This is a genomic window from Stutzerimonas marianensis (genome assembly GCF_022810315.1).
In the GTDB taxonomy this organism is placed as follows: Bacteria; Pseudomonadota; Gammaproteobacteria; order Pseudomonadales; family Pseudomonadaceae; genus Stutzerimonas; species Stutzerimonas marianensis.
On record NZ_JALGRD010000001.1, the window covers coordinates 349402 to 374579 of the forward strand.

A 25178-nucleotide genomic window follows, 5' to 3' on the forward strand; every position below is an offset into this window, starting at 1 on the left:
GGGTCTCCCTGTGAGAAATCAGCGCCCGAACCGGGTGCTGTAGGTCAGGCTCAGCGTGCCCCCTGGCTCGCCGTCGCCGTTGCGCGGCGCCGACTGATACCCCAGGGTGAACGCCAGTTCGTCGTCACCGAGCAGGCGCGTCCCGACGCCCGCGTTGATCGCGTAACCGACCTGCTGCTCGGTCCACTGCCAACCGGCCAGCACGTCGACCAACCAGCTGTATTGGGGGGTTTCGCGGTTCAACGCGCCGGGAAAGCCACGGCGCCAGGTGCTGGCGACATAGACCTGACCGAAGCGCTCCTGCAGGTAATCGGCCGGCTCTTGCGGGACTGAATGCAAGGGGCCATCCGCCAGCCGATAGGCGGCATGGGTCAGGCCGCCGCGCAGTGTCCAGCTGGGCCCTTCGAAGAACAGTGCATGACTGAATTCCAGATTCAGCTGACGCCCGTGGCCAAGCGCTTCGCCGTCCAACGTGCTGAACCGCTGCTGCGCGAGCGACCAGGTGAACTGGTCACGGGCCGTAAGGCCATGCGTTGCGCTGACGCCCACCGAGTCGCGACGGGCGAGCGCGCGAGCCAGGCCGCTCTCCTCAGCCTGGCGATGCCAGTCGGCGTGAAATTCAAGCGAATCGGTATCGGTGAGTTGAAGGCCGCCAAAAACACCAGTGCCCTGGCGATCGCCTTCATCATGGTCGCTGATCTCGAGCGCCGCGCCGAACCAGGCCGGCCCGAGCTCGCGGGTCAGCTGGAGTTCAGCGGACCGCTCCACACCGGGGCTGGCGTCAGAAAGGCCCGGCCCCGAATACCGCTGCCGGCTGAAGTGGGCGCTGGCATGCCAGTCGCGCCCGAACTGGCGGGCGATCTCCACCGTCTGACCACGCAGCTCCAGCGTGCCGAAATCCTGCCGGCGCAGTCCGATCTGCAGGCCTTGCGGGTGGCGCGCCTGGAGAGCCAGCGCCTGGCCCCGCAACTGCTGTTGCAACGCGTCCGGTTGGTCCGGCGAAAGCGCCGCCAGACTTTCGCTCAGCGCCCGCTGGGACGCACCGAGCTGTTGCAAGGCTTCGACACGTTGCGCCGGATCGAGCCCGCCGCTGGCGAGCAGGCGCTCCAACTCGCTGGCATTGTGGGCGCGCAATGCTTGTTGCAGCTCGGCATACCGATCGATGCGCAGGCCATTGCGACGCGCCCAGCCTAGCCATTCGTCCTTCAATGCCGGCTGGTTGAGCCGCTCGAGCTGCTCGCTGAACTGGTCGAACCAGATCTGCAGCATGGGGCGGCCATCGGGCCGCTCCAGGCGCAGCAGCATCTCGATGCCGGCGCCACCCGCGCTGAGCAGGCGCAGGTAGGTCCGATAGGTATCCGGCTCCGCCGTCGCAGGCCGGCCATCGAAGAGCCCGGCCAGATGGCGTCGCAACCGCAGCGCTCGGTCGAAATAGCCGGCGTTGTCCAATGCATCGGCGTAAGCGGCCTGCACCAGCAGATCCTCGGGGTTGCGTCGCAGGAAGCGGTCGAACCACTGCAGCGCAAGTTCGTTGCGATTGAGCAGCAGGTAACCACTCGCATAGGGCAGCCACAGGCTGCTGCGCTTGTGCGCGAGCGGCTCCCAGCGCTGCAGCAGCGGGGTCAGGGCTGCCTTGTTGCCCGTGTCGATGTAATGCCAGAGCAACTGCTCCTTGACCGCGTCGGCGTGCGGCAAGCGCGCAACGGCCTCGACCAGCAATCGCTCGGCCTCGGCCTGCTCACCCGCCTGCACCGCGAGCCTGGCGCGGGCACTCCAGAGCGCGCCGACTCGTTCGCTTTCAGGCATCTGCAGGCCCTGCTCGACCAGTAGGCGCAACCGTGGCAGGTCATCCAGCTGCATCGCCCATTGCAAGGCGCGGGTCAGATTCGCCGGGGTCCGCTTGCGCTCCCAGCTGGCCATCATGACGTCCAGCGCCCGCGCCGGAGCGTGACGCTCGTAAAGGGTGATGAGCCGCTCGTCGACAGTATCGCCGTTGGCAACCCCAAGCGCCTGGAGCCGCTGATAGCCCTCCAGTGCATCCTCATCCCGCTCCAACTCCCACGCCAGCTCGGCGCGCAAGAGCCAGTAGGCGGGCTCGCTGACCTGCTGCCGGTCGACTGCGTCGAGCACGACCCAGGCGGCCTGGACATCGAACAATTCCCAATGCACGTGCGCCCAGGTCAATCGTTGCTCCAGGCTCACGCCGAACTGGCGGTCGCGCTCGGCCCAGAGCGCGACCTGCGCCTCGAGTTGCTGCGTCTGTTCCAGCAGCTGCTGGAGGCGTTCCCAGGCCAGGCTGTGATCCGGATGGGCGCTGAGATACCGCCGCAGCCAGCGTTCGGCCTGCTCCGGCGTACCGCGCTGGCCGTGGCTGTAGACCAGGGCGTCGAGCTCGGCATCGGACAGTTGTCGGCTCTGGCCCGCGCCGGCCAGCAACCGGATGGTGTTATCGAAATCGAACAGCTGGGCCGCCAGACGCCAGGCGTGCTCTCGCACCTGCGGCCCATCCTGCTGCTGGAGCAACTTCAGCCAGTACCCCAGGGCCTCGCTGGGCCGCCCTGTCCATTCGCCGAGCTTGGCCATGGTCTCGAGCGTCTCGGGGGGCTGCGGTGCGACGTTCGCCAGCTGCTGACCGACCGCCCAGGCCTGCTCGAGCTGACCCGACGCAAGGCGCAGCTGCATTTCGCTGCGCAGCGCGGTCACGTTTTCCGGATCGAGCAGCCGCCAGCGCGCCAGGATGTCAGCGGCCAGGTCGTGTCGCTGGCTGCCGATACCCGCCTTGACCGCCGCTTCGAGCAGCGCACCATCGGCTGCGTCCAGGACGTCCAGATTGGCATGCACCACGGTAGCCGCCCGATCGCCCTGGTCCGCGGCAAGGTAAGCCGAAAACGCCTCGCTGACATAGCGCTGCCGGTCATCGGCACCGTCAGCACGGGCGATCATTTCGTTCAGCAAGCGTGCAGCTGCTCCGGTTTCGCCAGCGGCGAGGTGGGCCGTTACCGCTTCGCCAAACCACTGCTGTCGCCTGGCCTCGTCTCGCTCGGCCAGGTCCAGGTAGGTCTGGGCGGCCAGGCTCGGGTCGTTCACGGCCAAGGCACGGCGGGCAAGCCGGGCCAGTTGCTCGAGGCTAAGCCCTTCACGCGTCACGCCGCGCAGCTGGGCGCTCAACGCCGCGAGCGTCTGGGCGGAAACCGCTTTTTCATTCGCCTGAGCCTCGAGTACGGCAAGCTCCGCCAGGAAAAAACGGACATCGCCGGACGCTGCCTCATCCAGCTTGAAGACGTGTGACCGCGCGCGGACATGGTCGCCGAGGGCGATGAGCTGCTCGATGAGCTTGAGCCGCAAGCTGGCGTCATCCGGATGGGCTTCCAGCAGCAGCTCGGCGTAGCTGATCGAGACGGCATCAGGTTGCCCCTCGCTCGGCATGAACACCTCATCGCCGTTGTAGGTGACGACCAGCAGGGTGCTAACCAGTCCGCCGATGAGCAGCAGGGCCCAGGGGCTGAGAAGCCGAACGGGCTCAGTGGCAGAGGAGTTGCGCATCGCTCACCCGCGTCTCTGCCAGCTCGAACTGCCACAAGCCCTGTACCTTCACGCCCGCATGATGCCTGCCCGCAACCTCCAGCGAGCAGCGCCCGCTGGCGCGAACGGAAAACCGCAGCGGCATTTCCCCGGCGAAGGACAGCTTCACGCGGTCGTCATCCAGGTAGTCCCAGCCCAGCAGCGGCAGGTTCGCCTGCTCCAGCGCGGGCCGGGGGTCGCGCTCGGGACGCAGCGCGAGCACCGCGTGCGCATCGCTCAGATGCACATAGCGACCCTGCGGCAATTCGCGGACCCCGGCGACGCCCTGCGAGCGGCGCAGGTCCGGCCAACCGAGCGCCGGATCCAGGCGCAAGGTGCGGAGCCCATCCAGGCCACGAATCTGCCAGCGGCCATCGGCGAGCCGGGCCAGGCTCGCCTGGTGCAAACCATGCATCCGTCGGATGTACTGGCTCATCCAGAGCGAAATCGGCTGTTCGGCCTGCATCGATCGGTAGATGTCCTGCATGACCCGTATCGACGCCTGCTTGGTCGCGGAGTAGAAGTGGTAATACAGATGCAAGCCGCGCAGACGGCGGGGCGCATCGGTCAACGCGAAGGTCTCGAGCACGCCCCGGAAACCGTAGTAGGGTCCCTGCCAGAGATTGGTATAGAGGTTCTCGTTGATGATCGGCGCGTAGTACTGGATGCCGCCGGCCGTCGGCCGGATCAGCGGCGACAGCCCGGTCAATGAAGGATGGGCGCGGGTCAGGATGGTCGTTCCGCCGTTGACGTTCTCCAGGCCGGCGTCGTAAGCGAGCTTGATAGTCGCGGCATCCGGCAGGGCGTCGCCGGTCCAGAAGATCATCTTCACGGGTTTGTCGGCGGTGGTCAGCCGCTCGTTTATGTAGGCCGTCGAACCCACCACCTCACGTGTGAAATCCAGCCTGTCATAGCCGGGTATGGCCATCGTCATGCCGTACTCGGCGGTAAAGCCTTCTCGAAGCTGGGCGCGCTCCGGCTGCCAATAAAACGGATGGCTGAAACTGTGGCTGGCCACCTCGACCTTACGATTGGCGAATATTTCGCGCGCGATTGGCTCCAGTTCTCGGGCGAGATGGGGATAGCGGCCTTTGGGCCCGATTTCCCCTTCGATCACCGATACCGACGTCAGCAACTCATGCGGTTCGATGAACGCCTCGAGCACCTCGCGACCGGCATAAGGGGAGCCGGCCACCTCGGCACGAGACAGAAAGCCATCGCCGTCGATATGCACCGTCGCGATACGCCGCCCGTTTTCGGTGGTCGCATCCGGACGGGGCAACGGCGGCAACCGAAGGGCACGCTGCAAGAAGGCGAACGGGTCGAGAATCCAGCGCTGGTAGTCGGGCCCCTCTTCAATGATGTAGGGCGTCAGCGCAATGCCGCCGGCCGGCCCGGTCGCCACCGGCGTGTAACGGCGCTGCTCGCTATCGACCAGGCTCAGGCCTGCCTGCGCCTCGCCATCGATCATGTCGAGCGCTACCAGCTCGCGAACCCGCACCGTAACCGGCGCTTCGAAACCACCCACCAGGCTGGCATCCTGCGTGAGGATGGTGACGCCAGGTTTGGCTGGCTTGCTGACTCGGCGCAGGCCCAGCCGCCCGAGTAGCGTCCGGTCGACCACAGGAAGCCCTGCCATGATGGCCAGCGGAACGCCTTCGTCGAGCCGGGCCGCAAGCCAGGCGTCGAAAGCGGCCGAATCGTCCGGCGGGCCGCTGGTCATCCAGGTCACAACACCGGCATAGAGACCCCCCAGCGGGATTTCCGGCAGTTGGTCGACCGGCAGGTAGTCGACCCGATAGCCGAGGTACTCGATCAGCCCGCCCAGGAACATATGCCCACGGTTGGTCGAAAGCGGACCTTCCCGCGGGTCGTAGACCACTGCAACGCGACGCGGCTGGACTTCCAGCGTGCTGACCCCGAGATAATTCAGCTCAGGCATGGTGACGAACGGAATGAATCCCTCACCCCGCAGACGCTCGGCCAGCGCGCGCGCCTCCTCGCGCTGCGTGGATGGCAGGTAGTCGATCGCGATCAACGGCACGCCCTGGGCACGCAATGGATCGAGGTGGATGTCGAGCCAGTCCCGGTCGGCCTGCGGAACGGCGCGGTAACGGCTGCGACCGGCATCCCAGCCGGCGTGAATCGACTCGACCGCCACCGCGCTCGCCACGCCCGGCAATTCGGGAAGCACTTCGAACCCGCGATTGAAAATCAGCTTGAGCTCCGGCAGCTCCCGGTGCAGTTGCCGAAGAAAATCGCGCAGCGCGACGCGCTCGGCTTCGCGGCTGCCCTCGGGCAAAAGCAAGAAGCTGTCCAGCGTATCGAGGAAAAGACCGACGTAGCCCTGCTGCTCGAGGGCTCGGGCCTGAGCCAGCAGATGTTCGCGCCACGCCGGGGCACTCAACCGCATGACCTGACTGTTCCAGGCCTGGTTACGGACCTCGCTTGCGCTCCGGACGATCTGGTCGCCACCCGCGGCGAGGTCGCCGTCGTACTCGCCAACGGAAAGATAGGCAAAGGGCGAACTGCCTTGAGCGCGAAGAAAGGCCACGTCTCGGGGTGAGAGATGGCCAGGTTCAAGAACCGCCCACTCGAACTGCGCCAGTTCTGCCAGCGGCGGAGAGGCGGCGTACCAGAAAGCGACACTGCCGGGCGCTGCCGCCGGACTCGTGTCGGCATGGACAGCAGGCGCGAGCGGCAACAACCCGAGAAGCACGGCGATACCCGCCAGGATGTGGCGTGGCCCCGGAGAAGCGAGAACGAGAACGACCGTAGCCAGGAGCCTACGGACAAATACTTTGACAACCCACATGGATCTCACCGGGAAACGACCTGCCGCACGCCGGTATTAATCCATAGCGATCGAAGGGGTACAAGCAAAATGCCATCATTGGCGATGAAAGGTTGACCCTCGCGAGGGCAGCCGTCAATTATCCGTCAATCTCGACGAACGGCTGAACGCCACTCAGCCGAACGGTTCCGCCAAAGGAGCGCGGAAGCGCTGGCACAGTTCTGCATAGCCCGCTCGCGCTGCGTCAGCGACGAATCCCTCCTCGAGCACCAACACCTGGTACACGCCCCGGCGCAGCAATGCTTCGCTCAACCGGTCCGAACGGATCCCGCTGGTGTAGAGAAAGCGCACCCAGGAGGTAATGACGATCCAGGCATTGAGGGCGATGTCCTGTACCTGGCTGGGCGTCATCTGCAGCAGGCCGGCGTCGACGAACCCCTGGTAGACGGCACGCGCCGAAAGCAGGTGGCGCTCGACAAAACGACAGTAGCGTTCGGCCAGCTCCGGGTCGTCGTCCAGCAACTGCTCGAGATTGCGCTGCACGAAACGGTACTGCCAGATCGAACCAAGCAGCGCCTCGAGGTAACCGGCCTTGTCGTCCAGGGTTACACCCCGGTCCCTGGGAAGCTGCAGGAACCCGGCCACAGCGGCCTCGTAGCGATCGAAGAGTTCAGCGACGATCATTCGCCTGTTGCGGAAGTGGTAGTAGAGGTTGCCCGGCGAGATCTGCAGATGCGCCGCGATGTGGTTGGTCGTGACAGCCGGAACGCCCGCCTGGTTGAACAGTGCCAGGGCGGCTTGCAGGATGCGTTCGCGCGTATCGGGTCTGGGCGGCATGCAGGGAGGCGGTGTCGGCTGGGCAAGGCGCAACGGTAACCTGGAAGCAGCTCACGGCACAGCCCGATTGACAGGTTAGAGCAATCACTCTAAACAGATTCGACGCCACCCCGGAGCTCGCCCCGTGCTCGTCGACATCGCCTACCTGGACCAGACGCATCTCGTCATCGAGCGGCTGCCATCGATCCTCGAGCGCCAGCGCAGGGCGTTTACCGCGAATCCGTATCCGGACAGCGAAGCGCGGCTGCAATGGCTCGAGGCCCTGCATGATCTGCTCGCGACGCATCAGCAGGCGGTGATCGACGCGATCAGCCAGGACTTTGGCCATCGTTCCGCCGATGAAACCCGTCTGGCCGAAATCATGCCGAGTCTGCACGGCATCCGTCATGCGCAGCGCCATCTGCGCCGCTGGATGAAGTCTTCATCGCGCGCTGTCGGCCTCGCGTTCCAGCCTGCCCGCGCGCGAGTGATTTACCAGCCGCTGGGGGTGGTCGGGATCATCGTCCCCTGGAATTACCCGTTGTACCTCGCCATCGGCCCCCTGATCGGCGCGCTGGCCGCCGGTAACCGGGTGATGCTGAAAATGAGCGAGGCCACACCGGCGACCGGGCAGCTCCTTAAACAACTGCTGGGACAGATATTTGCCGAGGACCAGGTCGCCGTGGTTCTCGGCGAGGCGGACGTCGCCATCGCGTTTTCCAGATTGCCATTCGACCACCTGCTCTTCACCGGCAGCACCCATGTCGGCCGCCAGGTGATGCGTGCCGCAGCGGACAACCTGACCCCCGTCACGCTGGAGCTGGGTGGCAAGTCTCCGGCCATCGTCTCCGCCAAGGTTCCCATCGCCCACGCCGCCGAACGCATCGCCTTCGGCAAGACGCTCAATGCCGGACAGACCTGTGTCGCCCCGGACTACGTCCTGGTGCCACGCCAGCACCGGGATGAATTCGTCGAGGCCTACCGACAGGCGGTCCGCCGCTTCTACCCGACGCTGACCGGCAACCCCGACTACACCAGCATCATCAACCCGCACCATTTCGCCCGGCTGCAAGGCTATCTGGACGATGCGCGGGCCAAAGGCGCCCGCGTGCTGCCGCTGCATGACGACGCGCAGGGACGGCGCATGCCGCACTGTCTGGTGCTGGACGTGAACGAGCAGATGACGCTCATGCAGGACGAGATCTTCGGCCCGCTACTGCCGGTGGTGCCCTACGACACACTCGATGACGCGCTCGCCTACGTCAATGGGCGCCCCCGCCCGCTGGCGCTGTATTACTTCGGCTACGACAAGGCCGAACAGCGACGCGTGCTGTACGAAACCCACGCTGGCGGCGTCTGCCTCAACGATACCCTGCTGCACGTCGCCCAACACGACCTGCCATTCGGCGGTATCGGCCCGTCGGGCATGGGCCAGTATCATGGTCGCGAGGGCTTCCAGACGTTCAGCAAGGCCAAGGGCGTGCTCGCCAGGCAGCGCTTCAACGCAACCCGTCTGATCTACCCGCCTTACGGCCGCCCTCTGCAGCGCCTGATCACGCGACTATTCGTTCGATGATCGCCGCGACCGCCCTGGGTGTGCCCGTGCAACCCGGTCGACCGTGCAAAAGTCAGAAAAAGGTATGAAGCGGCATTGTGCGGGCATCGGGACGGCATTGGCATTGATACTTTACGCTGCCGACGCCCAGCCGCTACCATCCACCCCCCACGCATGCGTCAGGACGCCGCGATGAATCGAGTGTTGTATCCGGGTACCTTCGACCCGATCACCATGGGCCATACCGATCTGGTCGAACGCGCCTCGCGTCTGTTCGACGAAGTGATCATTGCGGTTGCGGCCAGCCCGAACAAGAACCCGCTGTTCCCCCTCGAGCAGCGCGTCGCGCTGGCGCAGGAAGTGACAGCGCACCTGCCGAACGTCAAGGTCCTGGGATTTTCCAAGCTGCTGGCCCACTTCGTCATCGAGCAGCAGGCCAACGTTTTGCTGCGCGGCCTGCGTGCGGTGTCCGACTTCGAGTACGAATTCCAGCTCGCCAATATGAACCGCCAGCTGGTGCCGGACGTGGAGAGCCTGTTCCTGACGCCATCGGAGAAGTTCTCCTACATTTCATCCACGCTGGTGCGTGAGATCGCACGCCTGGGTGGTGACGTCAGCAAGTTCGTCCACCCCTCGGTGATGAAAGCCCTGTCGGAACGCTACGCGTCGCGCTGAGGCAACAGGCGCAGGCGACAGCAGGGCGATCGGCCGCGTGCACCGGGCGAGCCAATGCGGCAAAATTGGCAGCTCGTCATTACCTGCGCTACGGCCCGTGCCGCAGCTGGAGTTTGCTGGATGTCCCTGATAATCACCGATGACTGCATCAACTGCGACGTGTGCGAGCCCGAGTGCCCGAACAGCGCGATTTCCCAGGGCGAGGAAATCTATGTCATCGATCCCAACCTCTGCACCGAGTGCGTCGGCCATTACGACGAGCCGCAGTGCCAGCAGGTCTGTCCGGTGGATTGCATCCCGCTCGACGAGAACAATGTCGAGAGCAAGGACGAACTGATGCAGAAATATCTCATCATTACCGGCAAGGCCTGATCACGGCCAGACGGCGGTCTGCCGGACCGCCCCTTTCGCTCCGTTTGCCCGGCCAGGGCGCATGTCACCGCTTTCTCTTGCCGGCTGGCGTGCCGCAGCACGACGGTCATTCAGTCAAAACGAATCGGCTCCGCACGCGCTGAAGCGGCGGAGCCGATAGACCAGGGCGCCGACCCGAGGCTGGACTTGTGATCAGTCCTGGCGGTTGTAGCCGACGCGGGTGCAACCCAGGCAGCGTGCGAAAGCGGCGGCGCCGGGCTCGACCACCAAGGCCTGACCGGTTTCCTTGATGCCGCCACCCAAGGCGCTGAACGGCAGACTGACGACAAACAAACCCGCCCCGATGGCAGTGGCCGCGATCAGCAACGGGCGCGCGACCAGCAGATCACCCACGATGGAAAAGGCCTTGGGCGCCTCGACGGTGTACAGGGGATCGCCACTGGCATTCTGATGCGTCGATTGCGCCTGGGCCGGCATCGCCAGCAGGCCGGTGGTCAGGGCCAAGACAACAGCAGTGGAGCGAAACAGTTTCATGGTGTGGTCCTTCAGCTGGGCGAAACGAGGCAGGTGTTTGTAGTGGCAGTCAACTATAGCAGCGCCCACGGGTGCTTGATCGTGAACGCCGTCAATGCCTGGGCAGTCGTACGGACTCATCGCTGGCAACGGCCGCAATAGACGCTGGCCCGCTGCCCCAGCCGAACTTCGCGAAGGGTCGAGCCGCAACTCTTGCAGAACTCGCCACCACGTCCATAGACGAACAGCTCCTGTTGAAAGTAGCCCGGCTTGCCATCCCCACCGACGAAGTCGCGCAGCGTCGTGCCGCCACGCTCGATGGCATAGGCCAGGATGCGCTTGATCTCCTCGGCCAGTTTCAGATAGCGCGCCCGGGAAATGGCACCGGCGGCCCGACGGGGATCGATGCCCGCCGCGAACAGCGCTTCGCTGGCGTAAATGTTGCCGACACCCACGACCACGGCGTTGTCCATGATGAACGGCTTGACCGCCATGCTACGCCCGCGTGAGAGCTGGTAGAGCCGCTCGCCGTCGAAGGCTTCGTCCAGCGGCTCGGGGCCGAGGCTGGCGAGCAGCACGTGGCTCAGCGGAGCCTCGCTCCACAACAGCGCGCCGAAGCGCCGCGGGTCCGTGTAGCGCAGGGCCATGCCCGACTCGAGAACGATGTCGACATGTTCGTGCTTGGCAGGCGGCAGCTCGGCCGGCACCAGACGCAAGCTGCCGGACATGCCCAGGTGCGCGATCAGGGTGCCGACTTCCGCCTGGATCAGCAGGTATTTGGCGCGGCGTTCCACCGCTTCGATGCGCTGGCCGGACAGCCGCACATCGAGGTCATCAGGGATCGGCCAGCGCAGCCGCCGATCACGAACGACGACACGGCTGACACGTTGGCCGACCAGGTGCGGTGCGATCCCGCGGCGGGTGGTTTCGACTTCGGGTAATTCAGGCATAGACGGATCAAAAGCAGACGGAAGGCGACCTTAGCAGTTCATGCCAGGCCGGGTCAGCTCAGCCCCAGTTCGCGGATGCTGTCGCGCTGGCATTCGAAATCATACTCCGACAGCCCGACGTACTCGAGCACCCGCTGCGCCACCGCCTCCCACTCATGGTCTTGCGCCTGCTCGCCGAGCACGCGATGGCTGGCGCAGATGTGCTCGGCCATCTTCAGGATGGCGAGCAGCGTCCTTACCTGCGGATCGCCCCATTCGTCGCTGAACAGCGCCAGCGCGTTGTGGTGGTTGGCAATGGCTTCGCACAGGTGCTGCGGCAATTTCCAGGACCGTGCAACGAAATAGCCGACCACCGCATGGTTGGTGTTCAGGACGCGATTCTCGACGTCGGTGATGCGCGTCTCCGGCCCCACGCTGGCGTAGGCCTCCTCGAGGATGCCCATGTAGCCGGGGAAGCGTTCGAGCATCAGCGGAATGCCGCAGTTGTGGAACAACCCGAGGGTGTAGGCCTCATCGGGCGAAGGATGGCCGATGCGCTTGGCCAGGGTCAGACAGGTGCTGGCGACATCCTGCGCCGAATCCCAGAAGCGGTTGAGGGTGACGATGGCCGCATCGGTCAGCTCGCCGCGGATCGACTGGGCGTTGATCAGGTTGATCACCGAGTGGCAGCCGAGCAGGTTGACCGCCTGCTGGATCGAGGCGATGCGGTTGGCAAGGCCGAAGAACGGCGAGTTGACGGTCTTGAGCAGGGCGCCGGAGAGACCCGGGTCCTGACTGATCAGCCGAGCAATGGCCCGCAGATCCGGGTCGGGCATGACCTGCTCCATCTGCAGGTCGACCATGATCTGCGGCTGCGGGGGAACGCTGATGCCCTGCAGCACGCTGCGGATCTGCTCGTCGGTGAGTTCGATGGACATGGTTTGACTCGGCCCGGCAACTAGCACAAGGCCACTAGGGAAGGAGTGCGAACTTTGGCCGAGTTCATGGTCGGATTTCAAGTAGACCGATTTGCAATCCGACGAGGAGGAAACGAAATGGCCGATACCCTGAAAGGCAAACGCGTGGCGATCCTGGTCACCGACGGTTTCGAGCAGGTCGAGCTGACCGGCCCGAAGGAAGCGCTGGAAAATGCCGGCGCGGTCGCCGAGATCATCTCGGCGTCCAATGGCGAAGTCACTGGCTGGAACCACACCACGCCAGCCAGCAAGTTCCACGTCGACAAGACCTTCGACACCATCCACATGGAAGACTACGACGCCGTGCTGCTACCGGGCGGCGTGGTCAACTCCGACACCATCCGCACCGACGAGATGGCGCTAGAGCTGGTCCGCGACGCCGCGCGGGCGAACAAGACCATCGCGGTGATCTGCCATGGCGCCTGGCTGCTGGCCTCGGCCGACCTGGTCAAGGGCAAGAAGATGACCAGCTGGCCGTCGCTGACCGATGACCTGAAGAACGCCGGTGCCGAGTGGGTCGATCAGCAGGTGGTCGTCGACGGCCACCTGATCAGCAGCCGCAAACCGGACGACATCCCCGCCTTCAGCGACGCCTTGATCAAGGCGCTCGCCGCCTGACGGAACGAAGCCGGAAGCCGAATGCGGCCTGCGGTTGAACGCGGGGCATCGGGCGTCACCGCGTCCGCCGAAACGTTCACCTAGCGCTGCTTCGGTATTTTCGGGGCGGGATGCTTCGACCGCCCCTTCCGCCCAGCGCCGAGCATCGTTCGGCGCCCTTCTTCCCCGGCGCGTTAATCGGCTTTTACCCCTATAATCGCGCCCTTTTCCCGGAGCCGCCCCGATGACCCTGCCCAGCCTGCGCCTCAAAGCCAATGCCGATCGCCGCCTGCGCGCGGGCCACCTGTGGGTGTACAGCAACGAGGTGGACACCACTGCAACGCCATTGAACAGTTTTCAGCCGGGTGACCAGGCCATTCTCGAGGCGGCCGGCGGCAAGCCATTGGGCATCGTCGGCGTCTCCCCCAACAACCTGATCTGCGCGCGGCTGCTGTCACGTGACCTCAAGCACAGCCTGGACAAGTCGCTGCTGGTGCATCGCATCCAGGTCGCGCTGTCGCTGCGAGATCGGCTGTTCGATCAGCCCTGCTACCGCCTGATCTACGGTGATTCCGACCTGCTGCCAGGCCTGGTGGTGGACCGTTTCCACGACCACCTGGTGGTGCAGTTGGCCTCGGCGACCATGGAGCGTAACCGCGACGCCGTGCTCGAAGCTCTGGTGCAAGTGCTGAAGCCGCGCGGCGTGCTGTGGAAGAACGACTCCAGCGCCCGCGAGGCCGAAGGCCTTGAGCGCTACGTCGATACTGCGTTCGGCGTGATACCGGAATGGGTGGCGCTGGAAGAGAACGGCGTGAAGTTCGAAGCGCCGGTGCTGCAAGGCCAAAAGACCGGCTGGTTCTACGACCACCGCATGAACCGTGCGCGCCTGGCGCCCTACGTCAAAGGCAAGCGCGTGCTCGATCTGTTCAGTTACATCGGCGGATGGGGCGTGCAGGCGGCGGCCTTCGGTGCCAGCGAAGTCTTCTGCGTCGATGCTTCGGCCTTCGCCCTGGATGGCGTGGAGCGCAACGCCGCGCTCAATGGTGTCGCCGAGAAGATGACCTGCGTTGAGGGCGATGCGTTCGAAGCGATGAAAGAACTGAAAAACGCCGAGGAACGGTTCGACGTGGTGATCACCGACCCGCCCGCCTTTATCAAGCGCAAAAAGGACCTGAAGAACGGCGAGGCGGCCTATCGCCGGCTCAACGAGCAGGCCATGCGCCTGCTGAACAAGGACGGCATCCTGGTCAGCGCCAGCTGCTCGATGCACCTGCCCGAAGACGACCTGCAGAACATCCTGCTCGGCAGCGCACGGCACCTGGACCGCAACATCCTGCTGCTCGAACGCGGCGCCCAGGGCCCGGACCACCCTGTCCATCCGGCCATTCCGGAGACGCGCTACATCAAGAGCCTGACCTGCCGCATCCTCCCCAACAGCTGATCGCTGCAGCGGCGGCCCTCGCCCCCGGAGCGGTACGCGAGGGCCGCACGGCGACTACTCGATGCCCTTGCGCTGCTCCGTCCACAGCAGGCTCGTACACAGGCTGCAGAACCGGCCGTAGAAGGTATCCCGAGCCGTTTCATCCTCCATCAGGTGATAACGGAACCAGGCCGTGGACGGTTCGCGGTAGGCGCCACCGTCGCCGACCGGTTCGAAATGACTCACATAACGCCGTTCACCCCAGAACACCGGAACGTTCGCCCGGCTGTAGACCGGCTGCGCATTCAGATAGGGGAAGGCAATAGTGTCGCCACCGCCGGACATGAGAAACATCGGGCCGTTCTGATTGCGTTGCGATGATGAATCGTGCCCCAGGCCTATGGTGTATGGCTGGATGGGTGCGGTCACGCTGACGCGATCGTCCTGCCCCGCCATGATCGATCCACCGCCACCCTGGGAATGGCCTGAGGTGCCCACCCGCCCGGTATTGAGCACGCCGACGTAGGTGCCGAAGGTCCGGTTGCTCTCCTGCACCAGGTAATCGAGGCAGGCCAGCATCTGCTGACCCGTTCCGGCGTTTGAGGTCTCCGCCGCGGCGACCACGAACCCGTGGCTCGCCCAGTGCGACAACAGCCCGGAATAGGCGGTCGGCCCCGTCCCGGTGCCGTTTCCCCAGAGCAGCACGGGATGCCGCACGCCGTTCTGGCCGAGCGTGGCCGGGCGGTAGATTCGACAGTTGGGGCCTTCGCTGCGGCTGGTGGTGGCATAGGGCCCGGCGCGCTCGAAGCTAGATACCCCGGGGAACGGCGTACCGGGCGTATCCGGCAATGGCGCGGCGATGGCAGTCCCGCAAAGCGCCGCGCCCAGCGCTACGGCTGGCCTGCTGAGGCTGAAGTTCAGCATGGTGCATTTCCTCTTTGTTGTTCTGATTGTCATGCGGACGCTCACGCGGGATCGGCACCCGAGCCGGCATGTCGCGCCTGCCCTTCGCCGTCGGGTACTGCGCAGGCCCAGGCGGCCGAGACAACCCTAGCCAGCCGGAGCGGGGAGGCCACCGAATGGGCTGGATGGCAGGACGAACGGGCACAATCAGGGCGCCTGAATGACGCGTCATCAATTGCAGTGTTGATGACGGGGCGCCGGTGATCACGTCGCCTGGCCCGCTCGCGGGAACGCGCGTAGAATCAGGTGCATTCCTCGCCACCATCCGCCGGCGGGCCAGTGAGCCCCGGCCGCACGAGCCCTACCCGCCTCGTCCCGGCCCATCCGCACGCACGGTCACCTTCCGTTGCACGCAGCTCACCATAAGCACCATTCGACCCGTTGATTAGCCGCAGGAACCGTCATGCCTGACTATCGTTCGAAAACCTCCACCCACGGCCGCAACATGGCCGGCGCCCGTGCCCTGTGGCGCGCCACCGGCATGAAGGATGAAGACTTCAAGAAGCCGATCATCGCCATCGCCAACTCCTTCACCCAGTTCGTGCCCGGTCACGTCCACCTGAAGGATCTGGGCCAGCTGGTCGCCCGCGAGATCGAAAAGGCCGGTGGCGTGGCCAAGGAGTTCAACACCATCGCGGTCGACGACGGCATCGCCATGGGACACGACGGCATGCTTTATTCGCTGCCTTCGCGCGAGATCATCGCCGACTCGGTCGAATACATGGTCAACGCGCACTGCGCCGACGCCATCGTCTGCATCTCCAACTGCGACAAGATCACCCCCGGCATGCTGATGGCCGCCCTGCGCCTGAACATCCCGGTGGTGTTCGTCTCCGGTGGCCCGATGGAAGCCGGCAAGACCAAGCTCGCCAGCCACGGCCTGGACTTGGTCGACGCCATGGTCATCGCCGCCGACAGCTCGGCGTCCGACGAGAAGGTCGCTGAATACGAGCGCAGCGCCTGCCCGACCTGCGGCAGCTGCTCGGGCATGTTCACGGCCAACTCGATGAACTGTCTGACCGAAGCCCTGGGCCTGGCCCTGCCGGGCAACGGCTCGACGCTCGCCACCCACTCCGACCGTGAACAGCTGTTCCTGCGCGCCGGACGCCTGGCCGTCGAGCTGTGCCAGCGTTACTACGGTGAAGGCGACGAATCGGTACTGCCGCGCAACATCGCCAATATCCGCGCCTTCGAGAACGCCATGACCCTGGACATCGCCATGGGTGGCTCGACCAATACCATCCTGCACCTGCTGGCCGCCGCCCAGGAGGCCGAGGTCGACTTCGACCTGCGCGCCATCGACGCGTTGTCGCGCAAGGTGCCGCAATTGTGCAAGGTGGCGCCGAACATCCAGAAGTACCACATGGAAGACGTGCACCGCGCCGGCGGCATCTTCTCCATCCTCGGCGAACTCGCCCGCGGCGGCCTGCTGCATACCGACGTGCCTACCGTGCACAGCCCGAGCATGGAAGAAGCGATTGCCCGCTGGGACATCACCCAGACGCAGGACGAAGCCGTGCATACCTTCTTCCGCGCGGGTCCGGCCGGTATCCCGACGCAGACCGCCTTCAGCCAGTCAACGCGCTGGGACAGCCTCGACGATGACCGCGCCAATGGCTGCATTCGCAGCGTCGAACATGCCTATTCGCAGGAAGGCGGCCTGGCGGTGCTCTACGGCAACATCGCGCTGGATGGCTGCGTGGTGAAGACCGCCGGCGTGGACGAATCCATCCACGTGTTCGAAGGCACGGCCAAGGTCTTCGAAAGCCAGGACGCCGCGGTCAAGGGCATCCTCGGCGACGAGGTGAAGGCCGGTGACATCGTCATCATCCGCTACGAAGGTCCGAAGGGTGGCCCGGGGATGCAGGAAATGCTCTACCCGACCTCCTATCTGAAGTCCAAGGGACTCGGCAAGGAATGCGCCCTGCTCACCGACGGCCGCTTCTCCGGCGGCACCTCGGGCCTGTCGATCGGCCATGCCTCGCCGGAAGCCGCGTCGGGTGGCGCCATCGGCCTGGTGCGCGACGGTGACAAGGTGCTGATCGACATCCCCAATCGCAGCATCAACCTGCTGGTGTCGGACGAAGAGCTCGCCCACCGCCGCATCGAGCAGGACAAGCTCGGCTGGAAGCCGGCCAAGCCGCGCACGCGGAAGGTGACCACCGCACTCAAGGCCTACGCCCTGCTGGCGACCAGTGCCGACAAGGGCGCGGTGCGCAACAAGGCGATGCTGGACGACTGATCGGCGGGTTCGCGGATCAAAAAAGCCCGACCTCGTGTCGGGCTTTTTCGTTCTACTCGGAGATCGATGGTTCCAGACGCAGGTCGCCGATCCGCAGCGCCTGGTAGCGCGGCACGACCCGCTCCACCTCGCCGGCGCGCAACTGCTCGGCCAGCGTGTCGCCATCCAGGGCCTGGCCTCCGGCGACGCGCAACTGGCCGATCCAGCGCCAATCGCCGGCCGCATTGCGCTGCAGCACCGGAACGATGCGCAGGCGCTCGCCCCGCAACAGCAGCGCTTCGGACTGGCCGTCGCCGTCGAGATCGATCGCGAACAATCGGCAGTCATCCGCGCAGTCCTGCGGCGCCACGGCGCGCGCGAGCGAGCCACCCTCGTCGGCCAGCGCCTCGCCGATCCAGCTGACCGGCGGCGCCAGGGCGACCGTCTGCTCACGGCGCCAGCCCCAGTAGCTGTCCGCCTCGTCGAGGCGTTGCAGCTCGATCTGCAGCGCTTCCACCCGCGCCGGTTCCAAGTCGGGACCGGCAAGCCGTTGACGAAGCCGCGCCAGCTGTGTGCGCCCCGGTTCGCCGAGCTGAAACCTCAAGGCGCCCAGATCGGTGCGTTCGAGCGGCACGCCGGCATCGAGCAGGCGCCCGTACTGACTGGCCGCACTGAGCTGCAACGGGCTCAGCGGCGGAACGTGCAACCCGACCAGCAGCAGTGCGGCGAACAACGCCAAGGCCGGGTTGCTCGTGCGCAGCCCGCAAAGCCAGCCGCCGCCGCGCCGCCATACGGCCGTGGCCAACGCCAGCGCATGAAGCACGGCCATCAGCGTGGCGACGGCGGCGAACACCCGCTCGGGGGTCAGCCCGTACTGGTCGATACGCAGCCAGAGCGCATAGGCTGCCAGGCCCGTCAGGATCGGCAGGCCATGCGCGCTGGCCTCGATCAGCAGGCGCAGCGGGCGTGGATAGGGGCTGGGCTGCCGGCCGTCCTGCACCACACCGTTGAGCAACACGAGGTGCGCGAAGGCCAGGGTCAGCAGGATCGGCGTCGCATGCCGCGTCGCCCAGAGCGGGCCGACGCCAGTGAATGGCAGAAACAGGAGGAACAGCAGCAGGATCAGGGTCGTCAGCGGCAGCAGAAACCGGCACATGGCCTGCACACCGTTGCGCAGTGCATCGACCATCTGACCGCGCTCCAGGCCGATCCACAGGCCGAGGGCGAAGACGGTGGCGCTGGCGATCCAGACAAAGCCGGCCGATTCGAAGAAGGTCTCGAAGGCCTCGATGCCGACCAGCTTGAACAGCCCGGCCCAAAGCAGGATCAGCAGCCAGAACACCAGCAGCAACAGCTGCGCGATGAACAGCAGCAGCCCATTGTTCACCGCATGGCGGTAGAGCGTGGCGTACTCAGCGCGCCCCCGCCGCTCCGGCTCGAGGGCCTGGATGAAGGGCGTCAGCAGGAAGGCCAGCAGCAAGTTGCTCCACAACAGCAGGGTGCCACTGGTCTCGTCCAGGTAGTACCAGCGTGGCTGGTCGAACTGCACCGCCAGGGCGGCGGCCAGCAAGGCCGGCAACAGTGCCGCGAGCAGTATCCGCGGGCCGCGACCGGCTTCGCGCAGCGCGCCCCACATCAACTGCAGCTGCCAGCCGCCGATCACCGTGAATACCAGCAGCGCCGAGCAGAGCGCGCGCCAGGCGACGCCCTGTGGCCAGCCCTCGCTTGCGATCCAGAGCGCCAGGCCCTGCACGAGCCCGATCAGCAGGTAGATCCCCAATGGGCGATTTTCAGTCGACGCTTGCATGCACACCTCCCTGACCGGCCGCCCGATGCGAGGCGGCGCCGCAGTGTGCCGCCGGACAAGGTCGCGCCGCAACGCGACGCGCGCGGGGCGTGATCAGCTCGTCAGCAGATCGCGCACGTGGTCGCCAATCGCCAATGCCGAAGTCAGGCCGGGCGACTCGATGCCGAACAGATTCACCAGACCGGGCACGCCATGCCGTGTCGGGCCATCGATGCGAAAATCCGCTGCCGGCTCGCCGGGCCCGCTGATCTTTGGTCGGATACCGGTATAGGCCGGTTGCAGTGCGCCATCCGGCAGACCGGGCCAGTAGCGCCGGATGGCGGCGTAGAAGCCCTCGGCCCGATGCTCGTCAAGCTGATAATCGAGGCCGTCGATCCATTCCACATCCGGGCCGAAACGGGCCTGACCGCCCATATCCAGGGTCAGGTGGACGCCGAGCCCGCCCGGTTCGGGCAGCGGATAGACGAGGTGACGGAAAGGCGTCGCGGTTGCCAGGCTGAAATAACTGCCCTTGGCGAAATAGCGCGGCGGCACCGACTCGGGTGCCAGGCCGACGGTCTGTGCGGCGATGAGCGGCGCGCCATGGCCGGCGCAGTTGACCACGCTGGCCGCGTGCAGGCTCATTGGCGTTTCGCCGCCGACCTCGACGCGCAAACCCGTCGCCAATACCTCCAGGCGGGCAACCGGAGCGTGCAGCGCGAGCAGCGCACCAGCCGCCTCGGCATCGCCCTGCAGCGCCAACATCAGGGCGTGGCTATCGACGATGCCGGTGCTGGGTGAAAGCAGCCCGGCGACGGCGGCCAGCTGCGGCTCCAGCCCCAGGATTTCCGCCGCGCCGAGCCGCTGCAGATCGGCCACGCCGTTGGCCGCCGCGTGTGCCTGCAGTTGGTCGAGGCCGGCCAGCTGCGTGGTGTCAGTCGCAACGATGAGCTTGCCGCAGCGCCGATAGGGCACGCCATGGCTGTCACAGAACGCATACAACGCATCCCGCCCGGCCACGCACAAACGCGCCTTCAACGAACCCTGCGGATAGTAGATACCGGCATGAATGACTTCACTGTTGCGTGAACTCGTGCCGGTGCCGATGGCACCCTCCGCCTCCAGTATCAGCACCTCGCGACCGGCCTGCGCCAGCGCCCGCGCCACGGCAAGCCCTACCACGCCCGCCCCGATGACCACGCAATCGACCCGCTCCATTTTCTTCCCCTTGTGCCAGGCGAGCGCCAGACTGCCGCAAGATCGAACCGCGGCCAAGCTTCAATTGCCCAATCCTCAGGCACACAGGAGAACGCGACCATCATGCGTATTGGCGTCATTTCCGACACCCACGGCCTGCTGCGGCCTGAGGCCACGGCACTGCTGCAGGATTGCGACCGCCTCATCCACGCGGGAGACATCGGCAAACCGGACGTCCTGTCCGCTCTTCGAGCCCTCGCCCCGCTGGATGCGATCCGCGGAAACGTCGACAGCGATAGCTGGGCCGAAGGCCTTCCCGAACACCTCGACCTTCAGGTGGGCGGCGTGCGCATCCATGTCACGCACGACCTGAAGGCGATGACCCTCGATCCGGCCATCGAAGGCTTCGACGTGGTAATCAGCGGGCATTCCCATCAACCGAAGATCGAGGAAATCGGCGGCGTGCTCTACCTGAATCCCGGCAGCGCCGGTCGCCGACGCTTCAAACTGCCGATCAGCCTGGCCTTGCTGGACATCGAAGACGGCCAGCCCCGGGCGCAACTGGTGACCCTGGGTTGAGTTGCACCGCGGGGCGAACGACCTCCGCTCCCACGGGGCGCATCAACGGTATCCACCGCTCAACGAGGCGAAGGCCCTTGCACGCCTCAGCTGACGCCCATGTAGCGATCGGCGCGATGGTTGATCGCCAGCACCAGGTTCAGCGCCACTGCGCCCAATACCGAGAGCGCGACCTTGTCCAACGGCACGACGAACACCGCGGTCAGCACGATGGCTGCGTCGACGCCCATCTGGAACGCCCCGGCACGCAGCCCGAACCGCTCCTGCAGATAGAGCGCAAGGATGTTCACCCCGCCGAGGCTGGCGCGGTGACGGAACAGCATCAGCAGGCCGACGCCCATGGCGAAGCCACCGAACAGGGCGGCGTAGTAGACATTCAGCTCGGCAAAGCGAATCCAGCCGGGCGTCAGCTCCGCCAGCAACGCCACCAGCCCAACCGCCCCCATGGTACGCACGGTGAAACGCCAACCCATGCGCCAGATCGCCAACAGGTAAAACGGCACGTTGAGCAGGAAGAACACCAGGCCGAAGGGCCAGCCAGCCAGGTATGTCGCCAGGAATGCGAGCCCGACGGTGCCACCGGTGAGCAAGCCGGCATGGGCATAGAAGGCGATGCCCAGCGCGACCATTGCCGTGCCGAGCACAATGGCCAGCGCGTCTTCCCAGAGCGGGTGACGGACGAAGAGCGGCGCGACGGCCTCGGCCGGGGCGGTATCGGGCGGGTGATGTGGCATGTGAATTCTCGTCGGCGGCTGTCGGGCAAGCCTATCGCCTGACGCCAACATCGGAATTGGCGTCGATCAATCAGAACGGATCGATCAGCTGCGCTGCCAGGTCTCGAAGCGGTAGGCGGGCGCATCGCCTTCAGCCGGATGGGCCTGGCTGTCGACCCGCTGCCACTGCGTCTCGTCGAAGGCCGGGAAGAAGGCGTCACCTTCTGGGGTTGCGTGGATGCGCGTCAGGTACAGGCGCTGTGCCCGCTGCAGTGCCTGCGCATAGAGCTGCGCGCCACCGATCAGCATCACCTCGTCCACGCCCTGCCCGCGCGCCCATTGCTCGGCGCGGACCAGCGCGGCATCGAGCGAGGTGAAGGTCTCGGCACCCTCGAGCTGCAGGCCCGGCTGGCGGCTGACGACCAGGTTGAGCCGGCCCGGCAGCGGGCGGCCGAGCGAATCCCAGGTCTTGCGGCCCATGACGATGGGCTTGCCAAGGGTCATCGCCTTGAAATGCTTGAGATCGGCGGACAGATGCCAGGGCATCCGGTTATCGCGGCCGATGACGCGGTTGTCCGCGAGCGCCGCGATCATCGCGAGGGGGAATGGGGTCTGGGTCATGGCGGCGAGGATAGCAGAGGCCCTTGCGACCGTCAGCGGCGCCAGCGACACGTCAGCATCACGAAACGGTCACTCGGCGGCCACCTGAGCGTCAAACGCTCGTCACTGATAGCCTGCAGGCTGACCGCTCCCCCTTCCGACGGAGACGTCCCGCATGGTCCGCCACAGCCGCATCACCCTGCGCCACCTGCTCGCTGCCTGCAGCCTCCTGCTGCCCGCCGCCGCGTTCGCCGCCTCGCCCGATTCGTCGAATGCCGCCAAATCGAACGCCCGAGACGAGCCCACCCCGCTGGTCATCGCCCACCGTGGCGCCAGCGGCTACGTACCGGAGCACACCCTGGCCTCCTATGCACTGGCCATTCTGCAAGGCGCCGACTACATCGAACCGGACCTGGTAATGACCCGTGATGGCCAGCTGGTCGCTCGTCACGACAACGAGCTGGGCCTGACCACGGATGTCGCCGATCATCCCGAATTCGCTGATCGCAAGCGTACCCAGGAGGTCGACGGTGTCAGCCTGACCGGCTGGTTCAGCGAAGACTTCACCCTGGCCGAGCTTAAAACCCTGCGCGCCATCGAACGCATCCCTGACATCCGGCCCGGAAACGCCCGCATGGATGGCAGCCTGGAGATCCCGACCCTGCAGGAAATCATCGATTTGGTGAAAACCATGCAGCTCAGCGAGCGCCGCCGCATCGGCCTGTATATCGAGACCAAGCACTCGACGCACTTCCAGCAGCTCGGTCTGGCCATGGAGCGGCCGCTTGTACGCACCCTGCACCGCAACGGCTACGCTGGGCGCAACGCGCCGGTCTATATCCAGTCGTTCGAAGTCGATAACCTCAAAACGCTGAGCCGCCTGACCCAGCTACGCCTGGTGCAACTGTTCGGCGGCGGTCAGCCGTATGACCAGCAGGTGCGCGGCAGCGACCTGACCTACGCGAAGATGGCGACAGCCGACGGCCTCAAGGCGATCGCCCGATATGCCGCGGGCGTCGGCCCGGAGAAAAGCTACATCATCCCGCGCGACGCCAATGGCAACCTCGGCGAGCCCACCGACTTCGTGCCGAATGCCCACGCCGCTGGCCTGAAAGTGCACCCCTACACCTTCCGCGCGGAAAACACCTTCCTGCCGACCAACCTTCGCAACGGCGACGAACCGTCCGAACGCGGCGACATCGAAGCCGACATCCGGGCGTACCTCGACGCCGGCATCGACGGCCTGTTCATCGACCAGCCGGACATCGCAGTGAAGGTTCGCGCTCAGGCCGAATGACGGTCAGGAGAACAAAGAAAGAATGGCGGCAGGGAAGCCGCCCCGGCCAATCACTGGCGGATGGCGGTGCAGCACCCTCCGCCCTGGCGACTTGACCGATTTCACTCTTCCGGCGAGCAACGTTATTCTCAGAACCAAGCCCCTCCACGAGAAGCCGCGTGCCCGCTCCCTCATCACCCGCTGCTGAGCCAATCCCTCCACTCGACCGCCTCTGGCTGACCGAAGCCATCCGCCTGCGCGAAGAGCATGCCGGGCCGCTCGATGATGCCGAGGCCAATCGTCTGGCCCGTGCGCAGGGCGGCGCGTTGTCGGAATTGATCCAATACCGCGCGCTGTGGCTGGCGCGCCGTGACGGCCTGATCGAGGCGCTGCGTCATTGGCGCCAAGGGGCGAAGCTGGCCGGCATCGTGCTCGTTCTGCTGGCGCTGATCACCGGCGCGGGGCTCGCCCTGGCGGCGCTGGGCGACGGCGTGCGGCCGGTCAACGTGTTCTGGGCACTGGGTAGCCTGCTCGGGCTGAATCTCTTGACGCTGCTGGGCTGGCTGCTGGGTTTTCTGCTGGCGGGCGACGCCGGCGGTGCACTGGGCCGCCTGTGGCTCTGGCTCAGCGAAAAACTCGCCCGCGATGCACGCGCCGCGCAACTGGCGCCGGCCTTGCTGGTGGTGCTTGAGCAGCGGCGTCTGGGCCGGTGGTTGCTGGGGCTCGGCGTGCACGGCCTGTGGTTGACGGCAATGGCCAGCGCCGTCCTGACCCTGCTCGCGCTGCTCGCCACGCGGCGCTATGGCTTCGTCTGGGAAACCACCATCCTTGGCGAAAGCACTTTCATCAACCTGACCCAGTCGCTCGGCACGTTGCCCGCGCTGCTCGGCTTCAGCGTGCCGGACATCGAACAGATCCGGGCAAGCGGCGCGCTGCAGAGCGGCGCCGAGGGCGCTCGTCAGAGCTGGGCCGGTTGGCTGATCGGTGTGGTGCTGATCTATGGATTGTTGCCACGCTTGCTGCTCGCGCTGTTCTGCCACTGGCATTGGCGGCGCGGGCGCGCCGCGCTGGGTCTGGACCTCCAGTTGCCCGCCTACCGCCTGCTGCGCGAACGCTTGCAGCCACCCAGCGAGCGCCTGGGCATCAGCGATGCCGCACCCGACCGCTTACCCATTTCTACCGCCGGTGCCCGTCTGGACGGCAGCGAGGGTGCCGTGCTGGTCGCGATCGAGCTGGATCAGAGCCAGCCCTGGCCGCCCAAGCTGCCCGGCACCGTCGCCGACGCCGGCGTGCTTGACGATCGCGAGCAGCGCCGCCGACTGCTCGACCAACTGACCCGCTTCCCCCCGCAGCGCCTGGCCATCGCCTGTGACCCTCGCCGTTCGCCGGACCGGGGTACCCTGGCGCTGATCGGCGAACTGAGCCGTTGCGCCGCCCAAAGCCGCGTCTGGCTCATGCAGCCACCCGCAGGCGAGGCACTCGACTGTGATCGCCTGCAGGATTGGAAGCGGGCGCTGGACGGCCTGACCTTGCCGCATTCCAGCAGCGCACCATTGACCTGGCTGGAGCATGGACATGACTGACACGCTCGGAGGGGGCCGGGTGGTCGCCCGTGCGCTCCCACGCCAGCCCCA

20 protein-coding genes are annotated in these 25178 nt (G+C 65.9%); 9 read left to right on the top strand and 11 right to left on the bottom strand.

Annotation, left to right across the window (positions count from 1 at the left end):
- Window positions 1-18: 18 nt before the first annotated feature.
- The 3 genes from MST27_RS01545 to MST27_RS01555 form a co-directional block, all read right to left on the bottom strand.
- Complete coding sequence (locus MST27_RS01545; RefSeq protein ID WP_243604245.1) at window positions 19-3543, bottom strand: tetratricopeptide repeat protein; 3525 nt, start codon at window positions 3541-3543, stop codon at window positions 19-21.
- On the bottom strand, window positions 3521-6376 hold the full coding sequence (locus tag MST27_RS01550) for a bifunctional glycoside hydrolase/polysaccharide deacetylase family protein (protein ID WP_243604246.1): 2856 nt from the start codon (window positions 6374-6376) through the stop codon (window positions 3521-3523). Before MST27_RS01550 ends, MST27_RS01545 begins: the two co-directional genes overlap by 23 nt.
- A 153-nt stretch (window positions 6377-6529) precedes the next feature.
- Entirely contained in the window at window positions 6530-7192 is a 663-nt protein-coding gene (locus MST27_RS01555; RefSeq protein WP_243604247.1) for a TetR/AcrR family transcriptional regulator, read from the bottom strand.
- A gap of 124 nt (window positions 7193-7316) precedes the next feature.
- Here MST27_RS01555 and MST27_RS01560 point away from each other — a divergent pair, with 124 nt between their 5' ends.
- The 3 genes from MST27_RS01560 to MST27_RS01570 all read left to right on the top strand — a co-directional run bounded on the left by MST27_RS01560 (window position 7317) and on the right by MST27_RS01570 (window position 9773).
- Complete coding sequence (locus MST27_RS01560; protein WP_243604248.1) at window positions 7317-8747, top strand: coniferyl aldehyde dehydrogenase; 1431 nt, start codon at window positions 7317-7319, stop codon at window positions 8745-8747.
- Between the two features lie 171 nt (window positions 8748-8918).
- Window positions 8919-9401, top strand: a complete 483-nt coding sequence (gene coaD / locus MST27_RS01565; protein ID WP_243604249.1) for a pantetheine-phosphate adenylyltransferase — start codon at window positions 8919-8921, stop codon at window positions 9399-9401.
- A 120-nt stretch (window positions 9402-9521) separates the two neighbouring features.
- The gene (locus MST27_RS01570) at window positions 9522-9773 is read left to right on the top strand and encodes a YfhL family 4Fe-4S dicluster ferredoxin (protein WP_193680939.1); all 252 of its coding nucleotides are present in this window, start codon (window positions 9522-9524) and stop codon (window positions 9771-9773) included.
- Between the two features lie 192 nt (window positions 9774-9965).
- Here the strand turns inward: MST27_RS01570 and MST27_RS01575 are convergent, their stop codons facing one another.
- The 3 genes from MST27_RS01575 to MST27_RS01585 all read right to left on the bottom strand — a co-directional run bounded on the left by MST27_RS01575 (window position 9966) and on the right by MST27_RS01585 (window position 12153).
- Window positions 9966-10307 carry a multidrug transporter gene (locus MST27_RS01575; RefSeq protein WP_243604250.1) on the bottom strand — a complete coding sequence of 114 codons (342 nt, stop codon included), beginning with the start codon at window positions 10305-10307 and terminating at the stop codon, window positions 9966-9968.
- Window positions 10308-10423: 116 nt separating this feature from the next.
- Window positions 10424-11236 carry a bifunctional DNA-formamidopyrimidine glycosylase/DNA-(apurinic or apyrimidinic site) lyase gene (gene mutM / locus MST27_RS01580; protein ID WP_243604251.1) on the bottom strand — a complete coding sequence of 271 codons (813 nt, stop codon included), beginning with the start codon at window positions 11234-11236 and terminating at the stop codon, window positions 10424-10426.
- 53 nt (window positions 11237-11289) lie between these two features.
- Window positions 11290-12153 (bottom strand): HDOD domain-containing protein, encoded by an 864-nt coding sequence (locus MST27_RS01585; protein WP_243604252.1) that lies wholly within the window; start codon window positions 12151-12153, stop codon window positions 11290-11292.
- Between the two features lie 117 nt (window positions 12154-12270).
- On the opposite strand from MST27_RS01585, the gene MST27_RS01590 reads away from it, so the two are divergent.
- Both MST27_RS01590 and MST27_RS01595 read left to right on the top strand, forming a co-directional pair.
- Entirely contained in the window at window positions 12271-12810 is a 540-nt protein-coding gene (locus MST27_RS01590; protein WP_243604253.1) for a type 1 glutamine amidotransferase domain-containing protein, read from the top strand.
- 223 nt (window positions 12811-13033) lie between these two features.
- A complete protein-coding gene (locus MST27_RS01595) occupies window positions 13034-14230 on the top strand; it encodes a class I SAM-dependent rRNA methyltransferase (RefSeq protein WP_243604254.1) in 1197 nt (398 codons plus the stop codon).
- 54 nt (window positions 14231-14284) lie between these two features.
- Here the strand turns inward: MST27_RS01595 and MST27_RS01600 are convergent, their stop codons facing one another.
- The gene (locus tag MST27_RS01600; RefSeq protein ID WP_243604255.1) at window positions 14285-15133 is read right to left on the bottom strand and encodes a poly(ethylene terephthalate) hydrolase family protein; all 849 of its coding nucleotides are present in this window, start codon (window positions 15131-15133) and stop codon (window positions 14285-14287) included.
- A 442-nt stretch (window positions 15134-15575) separates the two neighbouring features.
- On the opposite strand from MST27_RS01600, the gene ilvD reads away from it, so the two are divergent.
- Window positions 15576-17414, top strand: a complete 1839-nt coding sequence (gene ilvD, locus MST27_RS01605; protein ID WP_243604256.1) for a dihydroxy-acid dehydratase — start codon at window positions 15576-15578, stop codon at window positions 17412-17414.
- Between the two features lie 52 nt (window positions 17415-17466).
- Here the strand turns inward: ilvD and MST27_RS01610 are convergent, their stop codons facing one another.
- Together MST27_RS01610 and MST27_RS01615 are read right to left on the bottom strand one after the other, a co-directional pair.
- Window positions 17467-19200, bottom strand: coding sequence for a DUF4153 domain-containing protein (locus MST27_RS01610; protein ID WP_243604257.1), 1734 nt, complete (start codon window positions 19198-19200; stop codon window positions 17467-17469).
- 93 nt (window positions 19201-19293) lie between these two features.
- Window positions 19294-20397, bottom strand: a complete 1104-nt coding sequence (locus MST27_RS01615) for an NAD(P)/FAD-dependent oxidoreductase (protein ID WP_243604258.1) — start codon at window positions 20395-20397, stop codon at window positions 19294-19296.
- Window positions 20398-20499: 102 nt separating this feature from the next.
- On the opposite strand from MST27_RS01615, the gene MST27_RS01620 reads away from it, so the two are divergent.
- On the top strand, window positions 20500-20955 hold the full coding sequence (locus tag MST27_RS01620; protein ID WP_243604259.1) for a metallophosphoesterase family protein: 456 nt from the start codon (window positions 20500-20502) through the stop codon (window positions 20953-20955).
- Between the two features lie 86 nt (window positions 20956-21041).
- Here MST27_RS01620 and MST27_RS01625 read toward each other — a convergent pair whose 3' ends face one another.
- Together MST27_RS01625 and MST27_RS01630 are read right to left on the bottom strand one after the other, a co-directional pair.
- Entirely contained in the window at window positions 21042-21689 is a 648-nt protein-coding gene (locus MST27_RS01625) for a YitT family protein (RefSeq protein WP_243604260.1), read from the bottom strand.
- Between the two features lie 84 nt (window positions 21690-21773).
- The gene (locus MST27_RS01630) at window positions 21774-22289 is read right to left on the bottom strand and encodes a dihydrofolate reductase (RefSeq protein ID WP_243604261.1); all 516 of its coding nucleotides are present in this window, start codon (window positions 22287-22289) and stop codon (window positions 21774-21776) included.
- 154 nt (window positions 22290-22443) lie between these two features.
- Here MST27_RS01630 and MST27_RS01635 point away from each other — a divergent pair, with 154 nt between their 5' ends.
- Both MST27_RS01635 and MST27_RS01640 read left to right on the top strand, forming a co-directional pair.
- Window positions 22444-23565, top strand: a complete 1122-nt coding sequence (locus MST27_RS01635; protein WP_243604262.1) for a glycerophosphodiester phosphodiesterase — start codon at window positions 22444-22446, stop codon at window positions 23563-23565.
- Between the two features lie 158 nt (window positions 23566-23723).
- Complete coding sequence (locus MST27_RS01640; RefSeq protein ID WP_243604263.1) at window positions 23724-25127, top strand: DUF2868 domain-containing protein; 1404 nt, start codon at window positions 23724-23726, stop codon at window positions 25125-25127.
- The last annotated feature ends 51 nt before the right edge of the window (window positions 25128-25178 follow it).